This is a genomic window from Nonomuraea insulae, assembly GCF_042656245.1.
Genome location: NZ_JBHSPA010000097.1, coordinates 70,697 through 86,150, shown reverse-complemented (window position 1 = coordinate 86,150; position 15,454 = coordinate 70,697). Strand labels below are relative to the sequence as shown.

General features: G+C 70.0%; 15 protein-coding genes. 8 read left to right on the top strand and 7 right to left on the bottom strand.

All coding sequences use genetic code 11. The features are described 5' to 3' along the window. The first annotated feature begins 112 nt into the window (after positions 1-112). Genes ACFPZ3_RS59050 through ACFPZ3_RS59040 form a run of 3 tightly spaced genes read left to right on the top strand, consistent with a single transcriptional unit; the run spans position 113 to position 3,409 of the window. Positions 113-1,000 (top strand): carbohydrate ABC transporter permease, encoded by an 888-nt coding sequence (locus ACFPZ3_RS59050; protein ID WP_379523222.1) that lies wholly within the window; start codon positions 113-115, stop codon positions 998-1,000. Beyond that, positions 997-1,830: a carbohydrate ABC transporter permease gene (locus tag ACFPZ3_RS59045; RefSeq protein ID WP_379523221.1), complete on the top strand. Its 834-nt coding sequence runs from the start codon at positions 997-999 to the stop codon at positions 1,828-1,830. The genes ACFPZ3_RS59050 and ACFPZ3_RS59045 overlap by 4 nt, the downstream gene beginning before the upstream one ends. A gap of 34 nt (positions 1,831-1,864) precedes the next feature. Next, on the top strand, positions 1,865-3,409 hold the full coding sequence (locus ACFPZ3_RS59040; RefSeq protein ID WP_379523220.1) for a hypothetical protein: 1,545 nt from the start codon (positions 1,865-1,867) through the stop codon (positions 3,407-3,409). A 76-nt stretch (positions 3,410-3,485) separates the two neighbouring features. On the opposite strand, the gene ACFPZ3_RS59035 is transcribed toward ACFPZ3_RS59040, so the two are convergent. Together ACFPZ3_RS59035 and ACFPZ3_RS59030 are read right to left on the bottom strand one after the other, a co-directional pair. Then, complete coding sequence (locus ACFPZ3_RS59035) at positions 3,486-4,838, bottom strand: glycosyl hydrolase family 28-related protein (protein WP_379523219.1); 1,353 nt, start codon at positions 4,836-4,838, stop codon at positions 3,486-3,488. A gap of 288 nt (positions 4,839-5,126) precedes the next feature. Next, on the bottom strand, positions 5,127-5,300 hold the full coding sequence (locus tag ACFPZ3_RS59030; protein ID WP_379523218.1) for a hypothetical protein: 174 nt from the start codon (positions 5,298-5,300) through the stop codon (positions 5,127-5,129). 221 nt (positions 5,301-5,521) lie between these two features. Between ACFPZ3_RS59030 and ACFPZ3_RS59025 the strand changes: the two genes are divergently transcribed. Further along, on the top strand, positions 5,522-7,030 hold the full coding sequence (locus ACFPZ3_RS59025) for a carboxylesterase/lipase family protein (RefSeq protein WP_379523217.1): 1,509 nt from the start codon (positions 5,522-5,524) through the stop codon (positions 7,028-7,030). 351 nt (positions 7,031-7,381) lie between these two features. On the opposite strand, the gene ACFPZ3_RS59020 is transcribed toward ACFPZ3_RS59025, so the two are convergent. The 4 genes from ACFPZ3_RS59020 to trpB are packed head-to-tail and all read right to left on the bottom strand — an operon-like array spanning position 7,382 to position 10,762. Then, positions 7,382-7,939, bottom strand: a complete 558-nt coding sequence (locus ACFPZ3_RS59020) for a GNAT family N-acetyltransferase (RefSeq protein WP_379523216.1) — start codon at positions 7,937-7,939, stop codon at positions 7,382-7,384. A gap of 53 nt (positions 7,940-7,992) precedes the next feature. Next, complete coding sequence (locus ACFPZ3_RS59015; protein ID WP_379523215.1) at positions 7,993-8,748, bottom strand: GntR family transcriptional regulator; 756 nt, start codon at positions 8,746-8,748, stop codon at positions 7,993-7,995. Then, positions 8,745-9,560, bottom strand: coding sequence for a tryptophan synthase subunit alpha (gene trpA, locus ACFPZ3_RS59010; RefSeq protein WP_379523214.1), 816 nt, complete (start codon positions 9,558-9,560; stop codon positions 8,745-8,747). Before trpA ends, ACFPZ3_RS59015 begins: the two co-directional genes overlap by 4 nt. Beyond that, positions 9,557-10,762: a tryptophan synthase subunit beta gene (gene trpB, locus ACFPZ3_RS59005; RefSeq protein WP_417629174.1), complete on the bottom strand. Its 1,206-nt coding sequence runs from the start codon at positions 10,760-10,762 to the stop codon at positions 9,557-9,559. The genes trpA and trpB overlap by 4 nt, the downstream gene beginning before the upstream one ends. A gap of 285 nt (positions 10,763-11,047) precedes the next feature. On the opposite strand from trpB, the gene ACFPZ3_RS59000 reads away from it, so the two are divergent. Both ACFPZ3_RS59000 and soxR read left to right on the top strand, forming a co-directional pair. Next, the gene (locus ACFPZ3_RS59000) at positions 11,048-11,611 is read left to right on the top strand and encodes an MFS transporter (protein ID WP_379523213.1); all 564 of its coding nucleotides are present in this window, start codon (positions 11,048-11,050) and stop codon (positions 11,609-11,611) included. A 68-nt stretch (positions 11,612-11,679) separates the two neighbouring features. Beyond that, a complete protein-coding gene (gene soxR / locus ACFPZ3_RS58995) occupies positions 11,680-12,210 on the top strand; it encodes a redox-sensitive transcriptional activator SoxR (protein ID WP_379523212.1) in 531 nt (176 codons plus the stop codon). Here the strand turns inward: soxR and ACFPZ3_RS58990 are convergent. Then, positions 12,145-12,399 carry a hypothetical protein gene (locus ACFPZ3_RS58990; protein ID WP_379523211.1) on the bottom strand — a complete coding sequence of 85 codons (255 nt, stop codon included), beginning with the start codon at positions 12,397-12,399 and terminating at the stop codon, positions 12,145-12,147. The genes soxR and ACFPZ3_RS58990 overlap by 66 nt on opposite strands. A gap of 158 nt (positions 12,400-12,557) precedes the next feature. Here ACFPZ3_RS58990 and ACFPZ3_RS58985 point away from each other — a divergent pair, with 158 nt between their 5' ends. After that, positions 12,558-13,139 (top strand): dihydrofolate reductase family protein, encoded by a 582-nt coding sequence (locus tag ACFPZ3_RS58985; protein WP_379523210.1) that lies wholly within the window; start codon positions 12,558-12,560, stop codon positions 13,137-13,139. Between the two features lie 96 nt (positions 13,140-13,235). After that, complete coding sequence (locus tag ACFPZ3_RS58980) at positions 13,236-15,452, top strand: MFS transporter (RefSeq protein WP_379523209.1); 2,217 nt, start codon at positions 13,236-13,238, stop codon at positions 15,450-15,452. Positions 15,453-15,454 lie beyond the last annotated feature (2 nt).

Below are 15,454 nucleotides of genomic sequence, written 5' to 3'. Positions count from 1 at the left end.
CCACGTGGACCTTGACGCCTTTTGCCGCCCGTTTATAGGCTCCGTCCACATTCTGGCCAGTTTTTATCGGAACTTCGGCCAGCACAATTAGGTTCTGAGGGATGTGATGCCGATGGCCATCAGCCGGATTCCCGGACAGCGCTGGTACACGCCGTACCTCTTTCCGATCCCGGCCCTCGTGCTGTTCGGCGTCTTCTTCGCCTGGCCGGCGATCACCGCACTGCAGCTCTCCTTCACCGACTACGACGGGGTGAGCCCGCCCGTCTTCACCGGCGTGGACAACTTCGTCAGGATCCTCGGCGACAGCCGCTTCTGGACGGCGCTGCGCAACTCACTGCTGTTCCTGCTCGGGCTCTTCCCGCTGCTGGTCGTGCTCCCGCTGCCGCTCGCCGCGCTGATCAACCAGAAACTGCCGGGGATCAGGACGTTCCGGATGCTCTACTACCTGCCCGTCGTGACCTCGATGGTCGCGGTGGCGGTGGCCTGGAACTACGTCTTCCACCAGCAGGGCGTCCTCAACTGGCTGCTCACCGGCTTCGGCCTGCTCGACGAGCCCATCCAGTTCCTGCTCGACCCCACCTGGGCGCTGCCCGCGCTCATCCTGGTGGAGGGCTGGAAGAGCATGGGCGTCTACATGATGATCTACCTCGCCGGCCTCCAGACGATCCCCGCCAACCTGTACGAGGCCGCGCGGGTCGACGGGGCGGGCGCCTGGCGGCGCATGCGGAGCATCACGGTGCCGCTCATGATGCCCTACATCGCGGTCGCGATCACGATGGCCATGCTCGACGCCATGCAGGCCTTCACCACGGTGTTCGTCATGACGAAGGGCGGGCCGCAGGACGCCACGCTCATGCTCGGCTACTACATCTGGTCCGAGGCGTTCGAGAAGTACGACATGGGCTACGCCAGCGCCGTCGGCCTCGTCCTGTGGGTGCTGCTGATCGTCATGGCCCTGCTCAACTATCGGCTCACCGGCGGAAAGCAGGCGGAGCGTTGATCCACAGGCTCGGCTTCTACGCGCGGCGCACGGGCATGTACGCGTTGCTCGTCGCGATCGCCCTGCTCTTCGTCGGCCCCTTCCTCATCCTGCTGTCGGCCGCGCTCAAACCGGCCGGACAGGCCGTCTTCTCCTTCCCGCCCGACGTCATCCCCCGGCCGCCCGTGCTCACCTGGGCCGAGGAGGCGTGGACGGCCATCCCCTTCCTGCGCTACCTGCTCAACTCCGTGCTCCTGGTGGGCGTGACGGTGCCGCTGTACATCCTGGTGTCGGCGCTGTGCGCCTATCCCCTCGCGCAGATGCGCTTCCGGGGCCGGAGCCTGATCTTCTTCGCGATCCTGGCCACGATGTTCATGCCGGGCGAGGTCATGCTGCTGCCCAGGTTCCTGGTCGTCTCCCAGATCGGGATGGCCGACAGCTATCTGGGAGTGATCCTGCCCGGGGTGCTCTCGGCGTTCGGGATCTTCCTGCTCCGCCAGACCTTCGCCGGGGTGCCGCGCGAGGTGGTGGACGCCGCCAGGACGGACGGCTGCCACGAGCTGCGCATCTTCTGGCACATCATGCTGCCCGCCGCCCGGCCCACCCTGGCCATCCTCGGCGTCTTCGGCTTCATCTCGGTCTGGAACAGCTTCATCTGGCCCATGGTCGTGCTCAAGGACTCCTCGCTCTACCCCATCGCGCTCGGCATCGCCTACCTGGCGGGCATCACGGGCACCGACGTCCGCAGTCTCGCCGCCGGCACGGTGATCTCGATCCTGCCGGTCATCGTCTTCTTCATGCTCATGCAACGCCACGTCCTGGAAGGCATGCGCGGTGCGGTCAAGGGCTGACGCCGCGTCCCACCCCCCTCGGAAGGCTCGTTCCATGCATCTGTCCCGCAGGCAGTTCACCACCGGCGCCCTGGCCATGGGCATCCTGGCGCCCCTCACCGGAAGCGCCCGCGCCGCGGCGGCGGCCGGGTACGACTACACCGCGCGCGAGACGTTCGACCTGTTCGACCGGACCTTCCACCAGAGCGGCGCCGCCGGGCAGCCGAGCGACACCAACGAGGCCGGCGGGCTGGCCTGGGGTCAGTCGTACATCCTGGCCGGATTCATCCGCATGTACGAGGCCTACCGGGACACCCACTACCTGGACCGGCTGATCACCAACATCGACCTGGTGCTGGCCGGTCGCGACTCGGTGCGCGGGGTGAGCGACTATCGCGGCCGCTCGTTGCCGGCCTGGCGGGCCGGGGCGCCGTACACCGTCGGGACCGTCACGCTGAAGGGCGCCGACGGCACGCCGCTGCTGGAGGTGCGCACCTCGCTCACCTACGCAAACGACGCGGTCGCCACCGTCACCGCGGGCGGTTCCGAGGGCCGCTTCACCCTGGAGGTCAGGAACAACCGGACCAACCTGGTCGCCACCTTCCCCGACCTGTCGCTGGACCCGGCGGCGGCGGACTACGCGGTGCGCCGGATCCTCGACGCCTTCCCGACGCCGACGCGGGTGACGGCCAAGGACCTGCGGCCCGCACCGTCCGGCGACGCGGCGCCCGCGCCGGGAGCGACCCCGTTCGTCTCGCAGCCGGTCGTCTTCACCGTGCACACCGGGATGATCAGTTACCCGATGGCGTCGTTCGCCAAGATCGTCCTGCGTGATCCCCGGCTGGCGGCCGTCGCGAAGTACCGGCGCAAGGCGATCGAGTACCTGAAGGCGGCGCGGGACGCGGCGGCCGTGCACGACGACGAGTGGCGCCAGACCGACGACGGGTACGGCTACTTCGTCTGGAACAAGGGCACCCCGCTCGGCTACGACGGCACCGAGCAGCCCACCAACCAGGGCCTGGCACTCGGCCAGACCTACGCCGAGCTGGCGGCGGCCACGGGCGACCCGTTCTACCGGGACCGGACCCGACGGATGGCCCGCATGTTCGCCCGCGAGCTCACGGTCGACGCCGACGACGCCTACGTGTGGTCGTACTGGCCCGCGTTCGGCAGGACGTACAACGGCTTCGCCAAGAGCGACGGCGTCTCCGAGTACACTCCGTCCAGCAACCCGGTGCGCAGCATCGAGGACCTCAGCCACGGCGCGATCGACGTCGAGTTCGCCGCCGCCGCCTTCCGCAACAAGTTGTTCTTCACGGGCGGGGACATGGCCAGGTTCGCGCGCACGTACACCAAGAACCTGATCGCCCCGACCGGCGAGGACGGCCACCCGACCGCCTACGTGCGCGTCGACGGCACCGGCGGCGCCACCACCCCCGGGCAGTACCTTCAGGCGCCCCGCTGGATGGCGGTCGCGCAGTGGGACGACGCGGTGTTCACCCACTCCCGCTCGATCTACGACGCCCGCGCCGTCGAGCCGCAGTACGGCTCCTACCTGAGCTCCGTCGCCTACCTCAACTGGCACGCCCGCCGCAGGTGACGGCCGATCCGCCGGGCATCCCGCAGGATGCCCGGCGGCCTGCCCCGTGATCACACCGCAGGGCCGGGGTGGCGGGTCAGCCGGAGACGTCGGCGGTGGCCCAGGAGTCGCGGAAGGCGTAGCGGGCCGGGGCGCTGGCGTAACGCAGGAACGCGGTGCCCGAGGTCGTGCTGACGGCCGTGTTCGTGTGGTAGAAACGGCAGCCCTCGTAGATCATCTTGCCGTTGGTCAGGCTGGTGCCCGCCCCGTCGACCAGGTGATTGCCGGCCAGGGAGCAGTCCTGGTAGCGGACGATGGGGATCTTGCCGGAGGTGGTCCCGTAGCGGTGCAGGTTGTAGCTCGCCGCCCCGGCCACCTGCAGCGCGGCCATGTCGGAGCAGGAGGTGAAGGTGACGTGGCCGTTGCTCCAGTTGCAGTCGATGATCTTGTGGTTGGCGCTCTTCGGCTCGAAGCGCACGCCTTGGACGTTCAGGCGGGTGGCGCTCAGCTCGCCGTTGGCCAGGGGCATGTAGAAGTAGCGGGCCGGGTTGGAGCCGACCATCGACCAGGAACCGCCGAGAACGTTGATCGAGCCGCCGCGGTCGAAGCGGAAGAAGTCGCCGCCGGCCAGGGCGAAGTTGCACGACAGCATGAAGAAGTTGAGGAACTGGTTCTGCTGGTTGCGGCTCGACGGGCTGGAGATCCCGCAGTGCAGGAACGCGTCGGTGTAGACGGAGACGGTGTCGGTCGTGCACAGGATGAAGTGGTGCTCGCTGTTGTTGTTGGCCTCGTGGTCGCCGTCGATGCCGATGACCCGGTCCCAGGGGCCCTTCCACTCGACGTTCTTGTACACGAAGTACTGGTTCTGGCCGTTGCCGTAGGCGGGGTACTGCGAGTTCGCGTCGATGGTGTCCACCGACCAGTAGTACGCGAAGCGGTTGTTGGCGTTGTTGGACTGGAAACTCATGTCCTCGAAGTACGCGTACCGCAACCGCACCGCGGCGGTGATCAGGTTGTTCTCGCGCGGGTCGGCGTTCGCCGTGAAGTTCGTGGCGAAGTTGATGTTCGTCACCCGGGGGCCGCCGCCGCGGAAGCGCAGGCCGAAGACCTGGTCGGCGTTCCCCGAGGTGGGCGACCACATCAGGGTGTCCTTCTTGGTGATCTTGTAGTTGCCCGGCGGGAAGAAGACCTCCTTCCTGACGACCCCGCTGCTGCGGCCGGACAGGGCCGCCGTGACCGCGGCCTTGATGGCGTCGGAGTCGTCGGTGGTGCCGTCACCCTTCGCGCCGTAGTCCTTGACGTCGACGCTGTAGACCGAAGGGTCGGTATTGGCCTCGGCCGGGCCGGCGCCCCACATCGACAGGGCGCCCATGCCCGTGACGGCTAAACCACCCGCGAGCGTGCGCCTGCTGACCTGGCCGCGTCGCTCATCTGCTTCGAATCCGGACATGCGAACATCGCTCCTTGACTGGAGGAGGCGCCCCAAGAGGCATGATCGCGATCACGCTAGGGTCTTGGAGGCTCGATGGACAACCGAAATCGCATGAATAGACTGTCCGAATCACGGACGGTGGTAGAGACCTCTCCCTGCGGCAGCTCACGGGCCGGGCTCCTGCTTTCCGAGCCCGGCCCGTCAGCGATCAACAACCTTCGGTTCGGATCACCCGCGCGTCCGGGATCGGCAGCGCGGCGATGGCTTTCCCGCCTCTGACGGCACGGCCCGTGGCGGACCTTCTCCCTAGACTGGGCAGGCGGCGCTGACCAGCTCCCAGGGCGTGCAGTTGTCGCCGGAAGAGGAGCAGCACAGCCTCCTGCGCCAGCCGCCCATGCACCTGTACTGGTATCTGCACACCGCCGACGCCCCCACCTCCGGGACCACCAGCGCCAGAGCTCTGTCGATGAGCACTCCCACGTCCTGCCTCCTCATATCCCTACCTGCTGACGGTTGTGGCGATCATCGGGGCGGGCATTCGCGGGCGGTTAGCGCGGCGATAGCGCGGACCCCGACCGGGGCCGATCTCCCCCGCACGTCCTGCGGGAGCCGGAAAGAATCGAGGTGCGGCGAGCATGCGGTTCGGGCGAAGATGGCCGCGACTGGCTGTGGGAGCCGGCACCCCGGAAGAGGAGTGTGCCATGGGCGCTATCGGATCCGCGGACCCCGAGGTCCGGGTGACCACGGGAAGGCTGCGCGGGCGGATGGCGGATGGCGTGACCGTCTTCCGCGGCGTGCCGTTCGCGCGCCCGCCGGTGGGCGCGCTGCGGCTGGCCGCACCGGTGCCGTCCGAGCCGTGGGACGGCGTGCGCGAGGCCGGCGCGTTCGGTCCGCCGCCGCCGCAGTCCAGGCTGCTGGGCGCCTCCGGCGCGGACGGCGCGGACGGCGGCTGGCTGACCGTCAATGTCTGGTCCCCCGACCTGGGCACCGCCCGGCTGCCGGTGATGGTGTGGATCCATGGCGGGGGTTACATGTACGGCTGGTCCGGCGACCCGGTCTTCGACGGCCGGGTGCTCGCCCGGGACGGCGTCATCGTGGTCACCTTCAACTACCGGGTCTCCGCCGAGGGCTTCGGGCACTTCCAGGGGGCACCGGCCAACCGCGGGTTACTGGACCAGGTGGCCGCTCTGCGCTGGGTGCACGACAACATCGTGGCTTTCGGCGGAGATCCGGACCGGGTCACCGTTTTCGGGGAGTCCGCCGGAGCCGGCAGCATCGCGGCGCTGATGACGATGCCCCGAGCCGCCGGCCTGTTCCGCAGGGCGATCGCGCAGAGCGTGCCGGCTCTGTTCTTCTCCGCCGAACTGGCCGCCGACATCGCCGCCGCCGTAGCCGGTGAGCTGGGCCTGGCCCCGCTCGCGGGCGAAATCGCGCGCCTGTCGCCGGAGCGGCTGATCGACGCCGGGGACGCGGTGGCGGACAAGGTAGGCGGCTACCCGCAGTGGGGCCGGGTCGCCTACGTCCGGTCGCCGTTCGCGCCGGTCGTGGACGGCGAGGTGCTGCCCGCGGTGCCGTGGCGGTCACTGGCGGACGGAGCCGCGCGCGATGTGGAACTGATCGCAGGGCACACCCGCGACGAGTACCGGCTGTTCATGGCCATCATGGGCGACACCGGTCAGATCACCGCCGAGCGGGCGGCCACCGCGCTGCGTGAGCTCGCCCCGGACCCGCAGGCCTACCGGGCCGCCTACCCCAGGGCCGACGAAGAGATGCTGTACGAGCTGGTGCACTCCGACTGGATGTTCCGGATGCCTTCCGTCCGGCTGGCCGAAGCCCACCAGAGGCACGGCGGCCGGTCCCATCTGTACGAGCTGACCTGGCCGGCCCCCGGCATGGGCGGCGATGTCCTCGGCGCCTGCCACGGGCTCGGCCTGCCGCTGACGTTCGGCAACCTGACCGCTGGAGCGGCAGGCCTGCTGCTCGGGCAGGAGCCGCCGCCGGCCGCGGCCGAGCTGTCGGCCCGGGTCCGAGCGGCCTGGATCGCCTTCGCCACGACCGGGGATCCGGGCTGGCCGGCGTACGAGCCGCAGAACAGGCAGACCTGGGTCATCGACACCGAGCCGGGCACGACAACCTATCCGGAGGAGAGCTCCCGTGAGTTGTGGGCCGGGCACGCCTTCGCCGCCCTCCCCTTGCTGGCGCGACCGTAACCGTCCATCCCCGCTAACACGGCCACCTGGCGAGACGAGGTAACCAGACACGCCACCGCATCACCTGACTCGTTGACCGCGGCCGTACGCCACCGGCGTACGGCCGGTCCGCGGGCAGGTGGGTGACCGCAGGGAGCCGCTCGTCCAACACCGCCGGCACCCGCGCCGCTGTCAGAACCAGGCCCCCGGTAGTCGGGGGCTCGCGGCAGCCATGATCTGACGATGCCAGCTGCGACGGTGTCCCGGCATGCCCATCGCGGAAGCGGAAAGGGGGATTTATCGTGGGCGGAATCGGCAGCGCCGGAACCCGGCCCCGAGGGGCAGCTGACCTGGTCTGCAGGCCCGCTGTGATCAGATGTGGAACAGGGACAGGGGAGCCGTGCAGAGCGTCTGCTCGGCGTCGAACTCCTCGAACGTGCTGACGGGGCGGAAACCAAGGCGGGCGGCGAGTTTCAGAGATCGCTTGTTCGCGGTCTGGGTCACGACCAGGACCGGCTGGTCGGGGAGTTCGCCGGCCGCAGCGCGCAACGCGGCCGTGGCGGCCTCGAATGCGAACCCCGCGCCCCACGCGCTGCGCCGCAGTACATAGCCCAGTTCCAGCGCCTCGCCATTCTCGGCGACATACCCGGGGCGATCGGCCGACCGGCGGGCGAGCATCAATGTTCCGACAAGTCGGTTCGTCGTGTTGTCCGCGATGACGAAATTGCCGGGCCTGGGTGTCGCGTTGGCGATTGCCGTGTCGAAGTGCTGCTCGACGTCACTCCGGAGCCGGGGACCACCGAGGTATTCCTGAACCTCGGGATCGGTGAGGAGCTCGATGAGTTCTTCACGGTCGGCATCCTGCGCTCCGCGCAGCAGGAGTCGTTCCGAAGGGATTTGCGTGGCGGACAGCGTGGGCAACTGGCTCATAGACCCGTGATCATAGAACACCGGCGAGATCCTGCTCGTCGCGCAGAAGCTTCTCAGCTGGTGGCGCCCCAGGTGAGAGAGAGGCCGGTGGCGGCGCGTTCGGTGCGGATCTCCATCATGCTGCCGAGGATGGTGGCCTGGTCGGACACCACGGGCGTGGCGTCGAGCGTGTAGGTGATCCGGGAGCTGACGAGCACCGGGCTGCCCTGCGGCTCGTGGAGGTGGCGGGCGGCGGCGGGGTCGAGCAAACCGGGCCGGACCACCTCGGACGCCCTGGCGACCGTCACTCCCGCGTCGGCGAGGGCCGTGTAGAGGGAGACGGCGGTGAAGTCGCGGTCGCGGATCTGGTCGGCCACCGGCCGGCGGACCCAGGACACCTGGTGCACGGCGGGACGCCCCGCGAACTCGCGGACCCGCTCCAGCCGCAGGGCGGTGTCACCGGGACGCAGCCGCAGCTCCGCGGCGATCCGGGCGGGGGCCCGGCGCACCGCCCGCCCGGCCACCGCGGTGCGCACGTCGTGGCCCTGTTTAAGCAGGTCGTCGACCAGGCTGCGGAGCGAGTCGAGCTGGTAGGCCAGGTGCGGCGGGGCGACGAACGTACCCCTGCCGGGCTGCTGCACGATCAGCCTCTCGTCGCTGAGCTCCCGCAACGCCTGGCGCAGCGTCATGAGGGTCACCCCGTAGGAGACGCTCAGCTCCCGTTGCGGCGGCAGGGCCTCACCGGGAGCGTAGTGTCCCGACCGGATCTTCGCGGCGAGGTCGGCGGCAATGGCGCGGTATCTCGCCTCGTGCCCGGCGTCGGGGGTCATCGTGGTCGGTCACACTCCTGGTCGAGGGCTTGCCGCAGGGTCGCGAGGAAGACCCGCAGGTCGTCCGGCCCAGCCCCGTCGAGCACTCGCCGCATGACCGCGGCGCCGACCACCACGCCGTCGGCGTGCCGGCGGGCTTCGCGTGCCTGCTCCGGGGTGGAAATCCCAAATCCTAGCAAGACCGGCCGGTCGGTGACGCGCCTGACCCGCTCGGTCAGCTCCGCCGCCGAAGCGGCGAGGGTGGACCGCTCACCGGTGGTGCCCATCAGCGACACCGCGTAGACGAATCCGCGGCTGCGGCCCGAGATCTCCGCCAGCCGCGGCTGCGGCGTCGCCGGCGACGCCAGCAGGGCCAGGTCGATCCCGGCGTCGGCGGCCACGTCCGTCAGCTCGTCCGCCTCGTGCACCGGCAGGTCGGGCACGATCAGGCCGCCGACGCCGGCCCGGCGCAGCGCGGCGCAGAACGCCTCGGGGCCGTCGTGCAGCACCAGGTTGTAGTAGGTGCTGACCACCAGCGGCACATCCAGGTCCGCCATGCCGGACAGGTCGGCGAGGATCCGGCGGGTGCTCGTCCCCTGGGCCAGTGCCATGCCGCTGGCCTGCTGGATGGTGACGCCGTCCAGCGTGGGGTCGGAGAAGGGCAGGCCGACCTCGATCGCGTCCGCCCCGGCCGCGGCGAACGCCCGCAGGTAGTCCGTCCAGCCAGGCGTGATCCCCCCGGTGACGTACGGCATGAGCAGGCCGCGGCCGGTGTCACGGCGGGCACGCAGGTGGCGTTCGACCGGGCCCGCGGCCACGGTGGGGTTCGTCACAGCAGCTCCTTCAGGGTTGAGACGTCCTTGTCGCCCCGGCCGGACAACGTCATCAGCACCGTCGATCCTGCGGGCAGGTCGCCGCTGCCCGCCGCGCGGATCACCCAGGCGAGGGCGTGCGCCGATTCGAGCGCCGGGACGATGCCTTCGGTACGCGCCAGCCGTACCGCCGCGGCGATCGCCTCGTCGTCGGTCACCGTGGCGTAGCGGGCCCGGCCCAGGTCGCGCAGGTGGGCGTGCTCCGGGCCGACTCCCGGGTAGTCGAGCCCGGCGGCGATGGAGTGTGCCTCGGTGATCTGCCCGTCGTCGTCCTGCAGGAACAGCGAGCGGCAGCCGTGCAGGACGCCGAGCCGGCCGCGGGCCGCCCCGGCGCCGCCCTCCGCCTCGACACCGACCAGCCGCGCCTGGGTGTCGGCGAATCCGGCGAACGTGCCGGCCGCGTTGGAGCCGCCGCCGACGCACGCGACCACGTAGTCCGGGATGCCGGTACGCAGCTCGGCGGCGTACTGCCCGCGGGCCTCGTCGCCGATGATCCGCTGGAACTCCCTGACCATCCATGGGTACGGATCCGGCCCAACGACCGAGCCGACGCAGTAGTGGGAGTCGGCGGTCGCGCCCACCCAGTGCCGCATGGCCTCGCTGGTCGCGTCCTTGAGGGTGCGGCTGCCCGTGGTCACCGGGATCACCTCGGCACCCAGCATGCGCATGCGGAAGACGTTCAGCGCCTGCCGCTCGATGTCGCGTTCGCCCATGAACACCGTGGCCTCCAGCCCGAGCAGCGCGGCGGCGGTCGCGGTGGCCACCCCGTGCTGGCCCGCTCCCGTCTCGGCGATCAGCCTGCGCCGTCCCATCCGGGTGGCCAGCAGGGCCTGGCCCAGCACGTTGTTGATCTTGTGGGATCCGGTGTGGGTGAGATCCTCGCGCTTGAGGTACAGCCGCACGCCCAGCGCCTCCGACAGCCGGCCGGCCGGTGTGAGCGGGGTCGGCCGCCCGGCGTGCACGGCGAGCAGGCGCGCCAGGTCGCCGCGGAACCCCGGATCCGCCCAGGCCTCCCGGAACGCCTCGTCCACCTCGCGGCACGCCTCCACCAGGGACTCCGGCGCGTACCGTCCGCCGTACTCGCCGAATCGGCCTCGCGCTCGGGGCTCGCCCATCGTCCCGTCCAGCGGGACCGGCTCACGCCACGGCGACATGTCTCTCATGCCATACTCCGATCGTTCTATAACTCTACAAGGAGTTCTATAACAGTGAGTGTGGCATGCGCGGTGTGGACGCGCCACCCCCGGCACCCGGCACAGCTTCCGGGCGGGTCGGCCCGACGGCCGCCTTGGCGCTCCCCTGCTCCGCGCTGACCAGCGCATTTGACCTCAACTTCGGTTGAGCTGATGGGCTGTTCGCCGTCGGCCTTCTGACCAGAGAAAGCGAAGAGCATGGACACCACCACAGATTCATCGCCACACCCGGCCGCAGTGGATCGCCCGTCAGCGTTGACGCTTCCGGTAGTCCTGGTCGGCGTCGTGCTGGTGGCGATGTCCATCTCGGGGACCGCGGTCGCGCTGCCGAGCATGGGCCGCGACCTCGATGCCTCGGGGTCCCCCTTGAACTGGGTCGTCGCCGGGTACAACCTGGCCTTCGCCGCCATGACGCTCGTCGCGGGATCGGCCGCCGACCGGGTCGGCCGCCGCCGGGTGTTCGTCGCCGCGGCTCTGGTCTTCGCGGCCGGATTTCTCGCGACGGCACTGAGCCCGGCGATCATCATCACTGACGTCGCCCGCATCGTCTCCGGCGTCGGAGGCGCCGGGATCATGGCCGCCGGCGGCGCCATCCTCGCCTCCAGCTACGACGGCGCCGCCCGCAACCGCGCCTTCGCCCTGATGGGGACCATGGCCGGCGTCGGCATCGCCATCGGCCCCACCCTGTCGGGACTGCTGATCACGGCTACCGGGTGGCGGGGAGGCTTCGCGCTCTTCACCGTCATCGCCCTGCTGGTCGCCCTGGGCGCGACCCGTGCCCGCGAGTCCCGCGCGCCCGGCGCCGGCAGGATCGACTGAACGTCCCGCCACCCCGCCTGACCACCCCGCCTGACCACCACTGCCCCATCGCAGCAAGGAGAGATGCCGTGCGCGCCAGTCCGGACGATCATCTTACGATCGGTGAGATCATCCGCCGGACCGGCGTGTCCGCCTCCGCCCTGCACTTCTACGAACGCAAGGGTCTGATCTTCAGCGAACGCGACAGCGGCAACCAGCGGATCTTCTCCCGGCACATGCTGCGCCGGATATCCTTGATCATCGTGGCCAAGCGTCTCCACATCCCGCTGTCGGACGTCGCCGAGGTCTTCGCCACCCTCCCTTCCGACCGCGCCCCCACCCACGAGGACTGGCAGCGAGTCTCCCGCGTCTGGAAGAAGCAACTCGAGGAACGCCGCCGTGCCATCGAAAGCCTCGAGCAGGAGCTCACCGGCTGCATCGGCTGTGGCTGTCTGTCCATGAAGGCCTGCCTGCTCCTCAATCCCGACGACGCCCTCCGGGGCCGCGGCCCCGGGCCGGTGCGGCTCCAGGAGGCCACGGCCCCCGCTCCGCGGTCACAACGCGATGGGACGATAGCTGAGGGCGGCGTCAACGATCTCCTCGGCGGTGGCGTCCTGTAATTCAGGGTCGGCCTGCATGATTCTCCGGACGATCTCGGCGAGTTCTTCCCGGGTGATGTCCGGCACCTTGAGCCGATCCGGGCGGGCGGCATCCCGGGCGAGTTCCGCGATCCGGCCGATCTGCCGTCCCAGCTGCTCCTGGCGCTCCTGAGAGACAGGCGGGGGAAGCGGTTCCGGTCGTAGATCCATGCCTGGCATTCTGCACCGGCTCTCCGGCGGCGCAGCACGGTGTGCGGCATTTCCGCGGTGGTGTCGAATGGCGTCGAGCGCGTTCGTAGTCAAGGTGAGAGCCGCGGAGGAACAGTCAAGACCTTCGCCCCCGATCGACCGCACTCAAGGAGAGCATCATGAGCGTTACCTACACCTTCGACGTCTTTTCCAGCCTCGACGGCTTCGGCTCTTACGACGGCGGCGACTGGGGCGGCTACTGGGGTAAGCAAGGCCCCGAGTTCCTGGACCGCCGCCTCGCCCTGTACGGCGAGGAGCAGCGGATGGTCCTCGGGGCCAACACCTTTCGGCAATTCGTGCAGGTGCTGGGCCCGAGCACCGAGGAGTCCGAGGTGAGTGACCCGGTGAACACCCGGATGAGGAACCTGCCGACAACGGTGGTGTCGGCGACCCTCGAAGGACCTCTCAACTGGCCGGACGCGACCCTCGTGAGCGGCGACGCCGTCGACGTCGTCGCCCGGCTCAAGGAGGAGTCCGCGGTGCCGTTGCGCTCGCACGGCAGCCTGTCGCTGAACCGGGCGCTGATGGCCGCCGGTCTGGTCGACCGCGTCCAGGTGACGCTCTTCCCGGTGATCACCGGTCTGACCGGAGTGGACCCGATCTTCCAGGGTGCGGCCGACTTCGACCTCGAACTGATCGAGAGCCGGACGCTCGACGGCCACACCCAGGAGCTCATCTACCGGCCCACCCTGCATGTCTGAGTCCGTCCACGCACCCTCACGCCACCAAGGAGCCGGCTCCGGTCCTGAGCATTCCAATCTGTTGTGTCACTTAATTTAGTCAGATAACCTAGTGGCATGTCCTTCGAACAAGGCCTGTCTGGTCATACTCCCCGCTCGCTGCGGGAGGCGTGGGTCGCGTTGGCGGGGCTGTCGGCGGTGTTCCTCTTCGAGATGCTGGACAATTCGATCCTGAACGTCGCGCTACCCGTGATCGGACGCGAGCTGCACGCCTCGACGACCGCGTTGCAGTGGGTGACGGGCGCCTACGCGGTCGTGTTCGGCGGGTTGATGCTGGCGTTCGGCGCGATCGCCGATCGCTTCGGCCGGCGGCGGATCATGCTGATCGGGCTGGTCCTGCTCGGCGTGGCGAGCCTGGCGACCGCCGTGGTCACCACCGCCGAGCAGCTGATCGCCGTCCGGGCGACGATGGGTGTGGCCGCGGCGATGACGACGCCTGGATCGATGGCGCTGGCGTTCCGGCTGTTCGACGAGGATGGCCCGCGCGTGCGCGCGCTGACCCTCATCTCGACCGTCGGCCTGGTCGGGCTCGCGATCGGCCCGACGACGGGCGGCCTGGTGCTGGCGATCGCGCCCTGGCAGGTCCTGCTGCTGATGAACGTGCCGATCGCCGCGCTCGCGTTCCTCGGCATGCGGTCCGGCATCGCCGCCGACGACCCGGCCGGACTCCACCGCGACCCCCTCGACGTCCCCGGGATGCTGCTGGGCACGGCGACGATCGTGCTCGCGCTCCTCACTCCGACGCTGTTCGTGGACCAGGGCGCCGGCTCCTGGGCGCCCTGGGCGGCCACCGCCGCGGCCGCCGTGACGGCGATCGGCTTCGTCCTGCGCGAGCGCCTGGCCCGCCATCCGCTGCTCGACCTGAAGCTCCTCGCCCTCCCCCTGGTCTCCAGCGGCCTGGCCTACAAGGCCGCCACCGGCCTGGCGACCGCCGGACTCGGTTACATGGTGACGCTGCAGTTGCAGCTCGACTGGGGCTGGACGCCCGCGCTGGCCGCCGTCGGGATGTTGCCGCAGGTCGTCGTCCTCATCGCGGGCAGCGCGTTCGTCGACCCGTTCGTGCGGCGCGTCGGCCTGGACCGGGCCGCATGGATCAGCGCCGCGGCGGTCGTGTCCGGCCTCGCCGTCTACGGCCTGCTCGGCCGGTCCGGCTACCTGTGGGTCGCGACGGCGCTCGTCCTCGTGGCGGCCGGGATGCGCGTGGTCGGCGTCGTCGCCGGACTCAACGTGGTCCGCGGCCTGCCCGAGAACCGGACCACCATCGGCACCGCGCTCGTCGACACCGCCACCGAGATCACCTCCGGCACCGGCATCGCCGTCACCGGCACCATCCTCGCCACCCTGTTCACCGGCGACATCACCACCACCCACTGGAGCCCGCGGCAGACCGGCGAGTTCCACCAGGCCGTCACCATCGCGGGCCTCACCCTCACCGTCGTCGCGGCGGCCCTCGTCTGCTGGGGAATCGCCCGCACCCGGGGCGCCGCCCGCGACCAGGCGGCCACTCCCATCGACGACACCGTCCCCCAGGACGCCTGGCACCTCCTCGCCGGCGAAGGCCCTCCGGCCACACCTCGGACCCCGAACCGATTTCAAGGAGCGCACATGACGATCACCCTCCGGCCAGGGAGCACCGTGGTGTTCACCGGCGATTCGATCACCGACTGCCGACGGCTGGAGAGCGAGGACGGCCTCGGGTCCGGCTACCCGCTGCGCATCGCGGGCGAGTGGGGCCTACGGCATCCGGACCGCCCGGTGACCTGGCTGAACACCGGGATCGGCGGCGACAAGGTGATGGACCTCGAAGCCCGCTGGCAGGCGGACGTGCTCGACGCGCACCCGGATGTGGTGTCGATCCTCGCCGGGGTCAACGACATGGGCTGGCACACGCTGGACCCGAAGGGGTACGTGATCCCCGTGGAGGAGTTCGGAGCGGCTTATGACCGTCTGCTCGCGCCCCTCGCCGAGGCGGGCACGGAGCTGATCCTCATCGAGCCGTTCCTCCTGCCGATCCACGGCGTCGTCCAAGCCGGTGTCGCACGCGCGCTCATCGGAGAGGCAGAGCGAAAGGAATGGCGCGCCGACCTGAACCCGAAGATCCAGGCCGTGCGGGAGCTCGCCGCCAAGTATGGCGCCCATCTGCTTCCCGCCGACAGCATGTTCGCCGAACTCGCCGCGACGACCGGGCCGGAGTACTGGGCCGAGGACGGCGTGCACCCGACGCCGGCCGGTCACGCGGCGCTCGCGGCGGCCTGGCTGCGCCTGGTGACGTGACC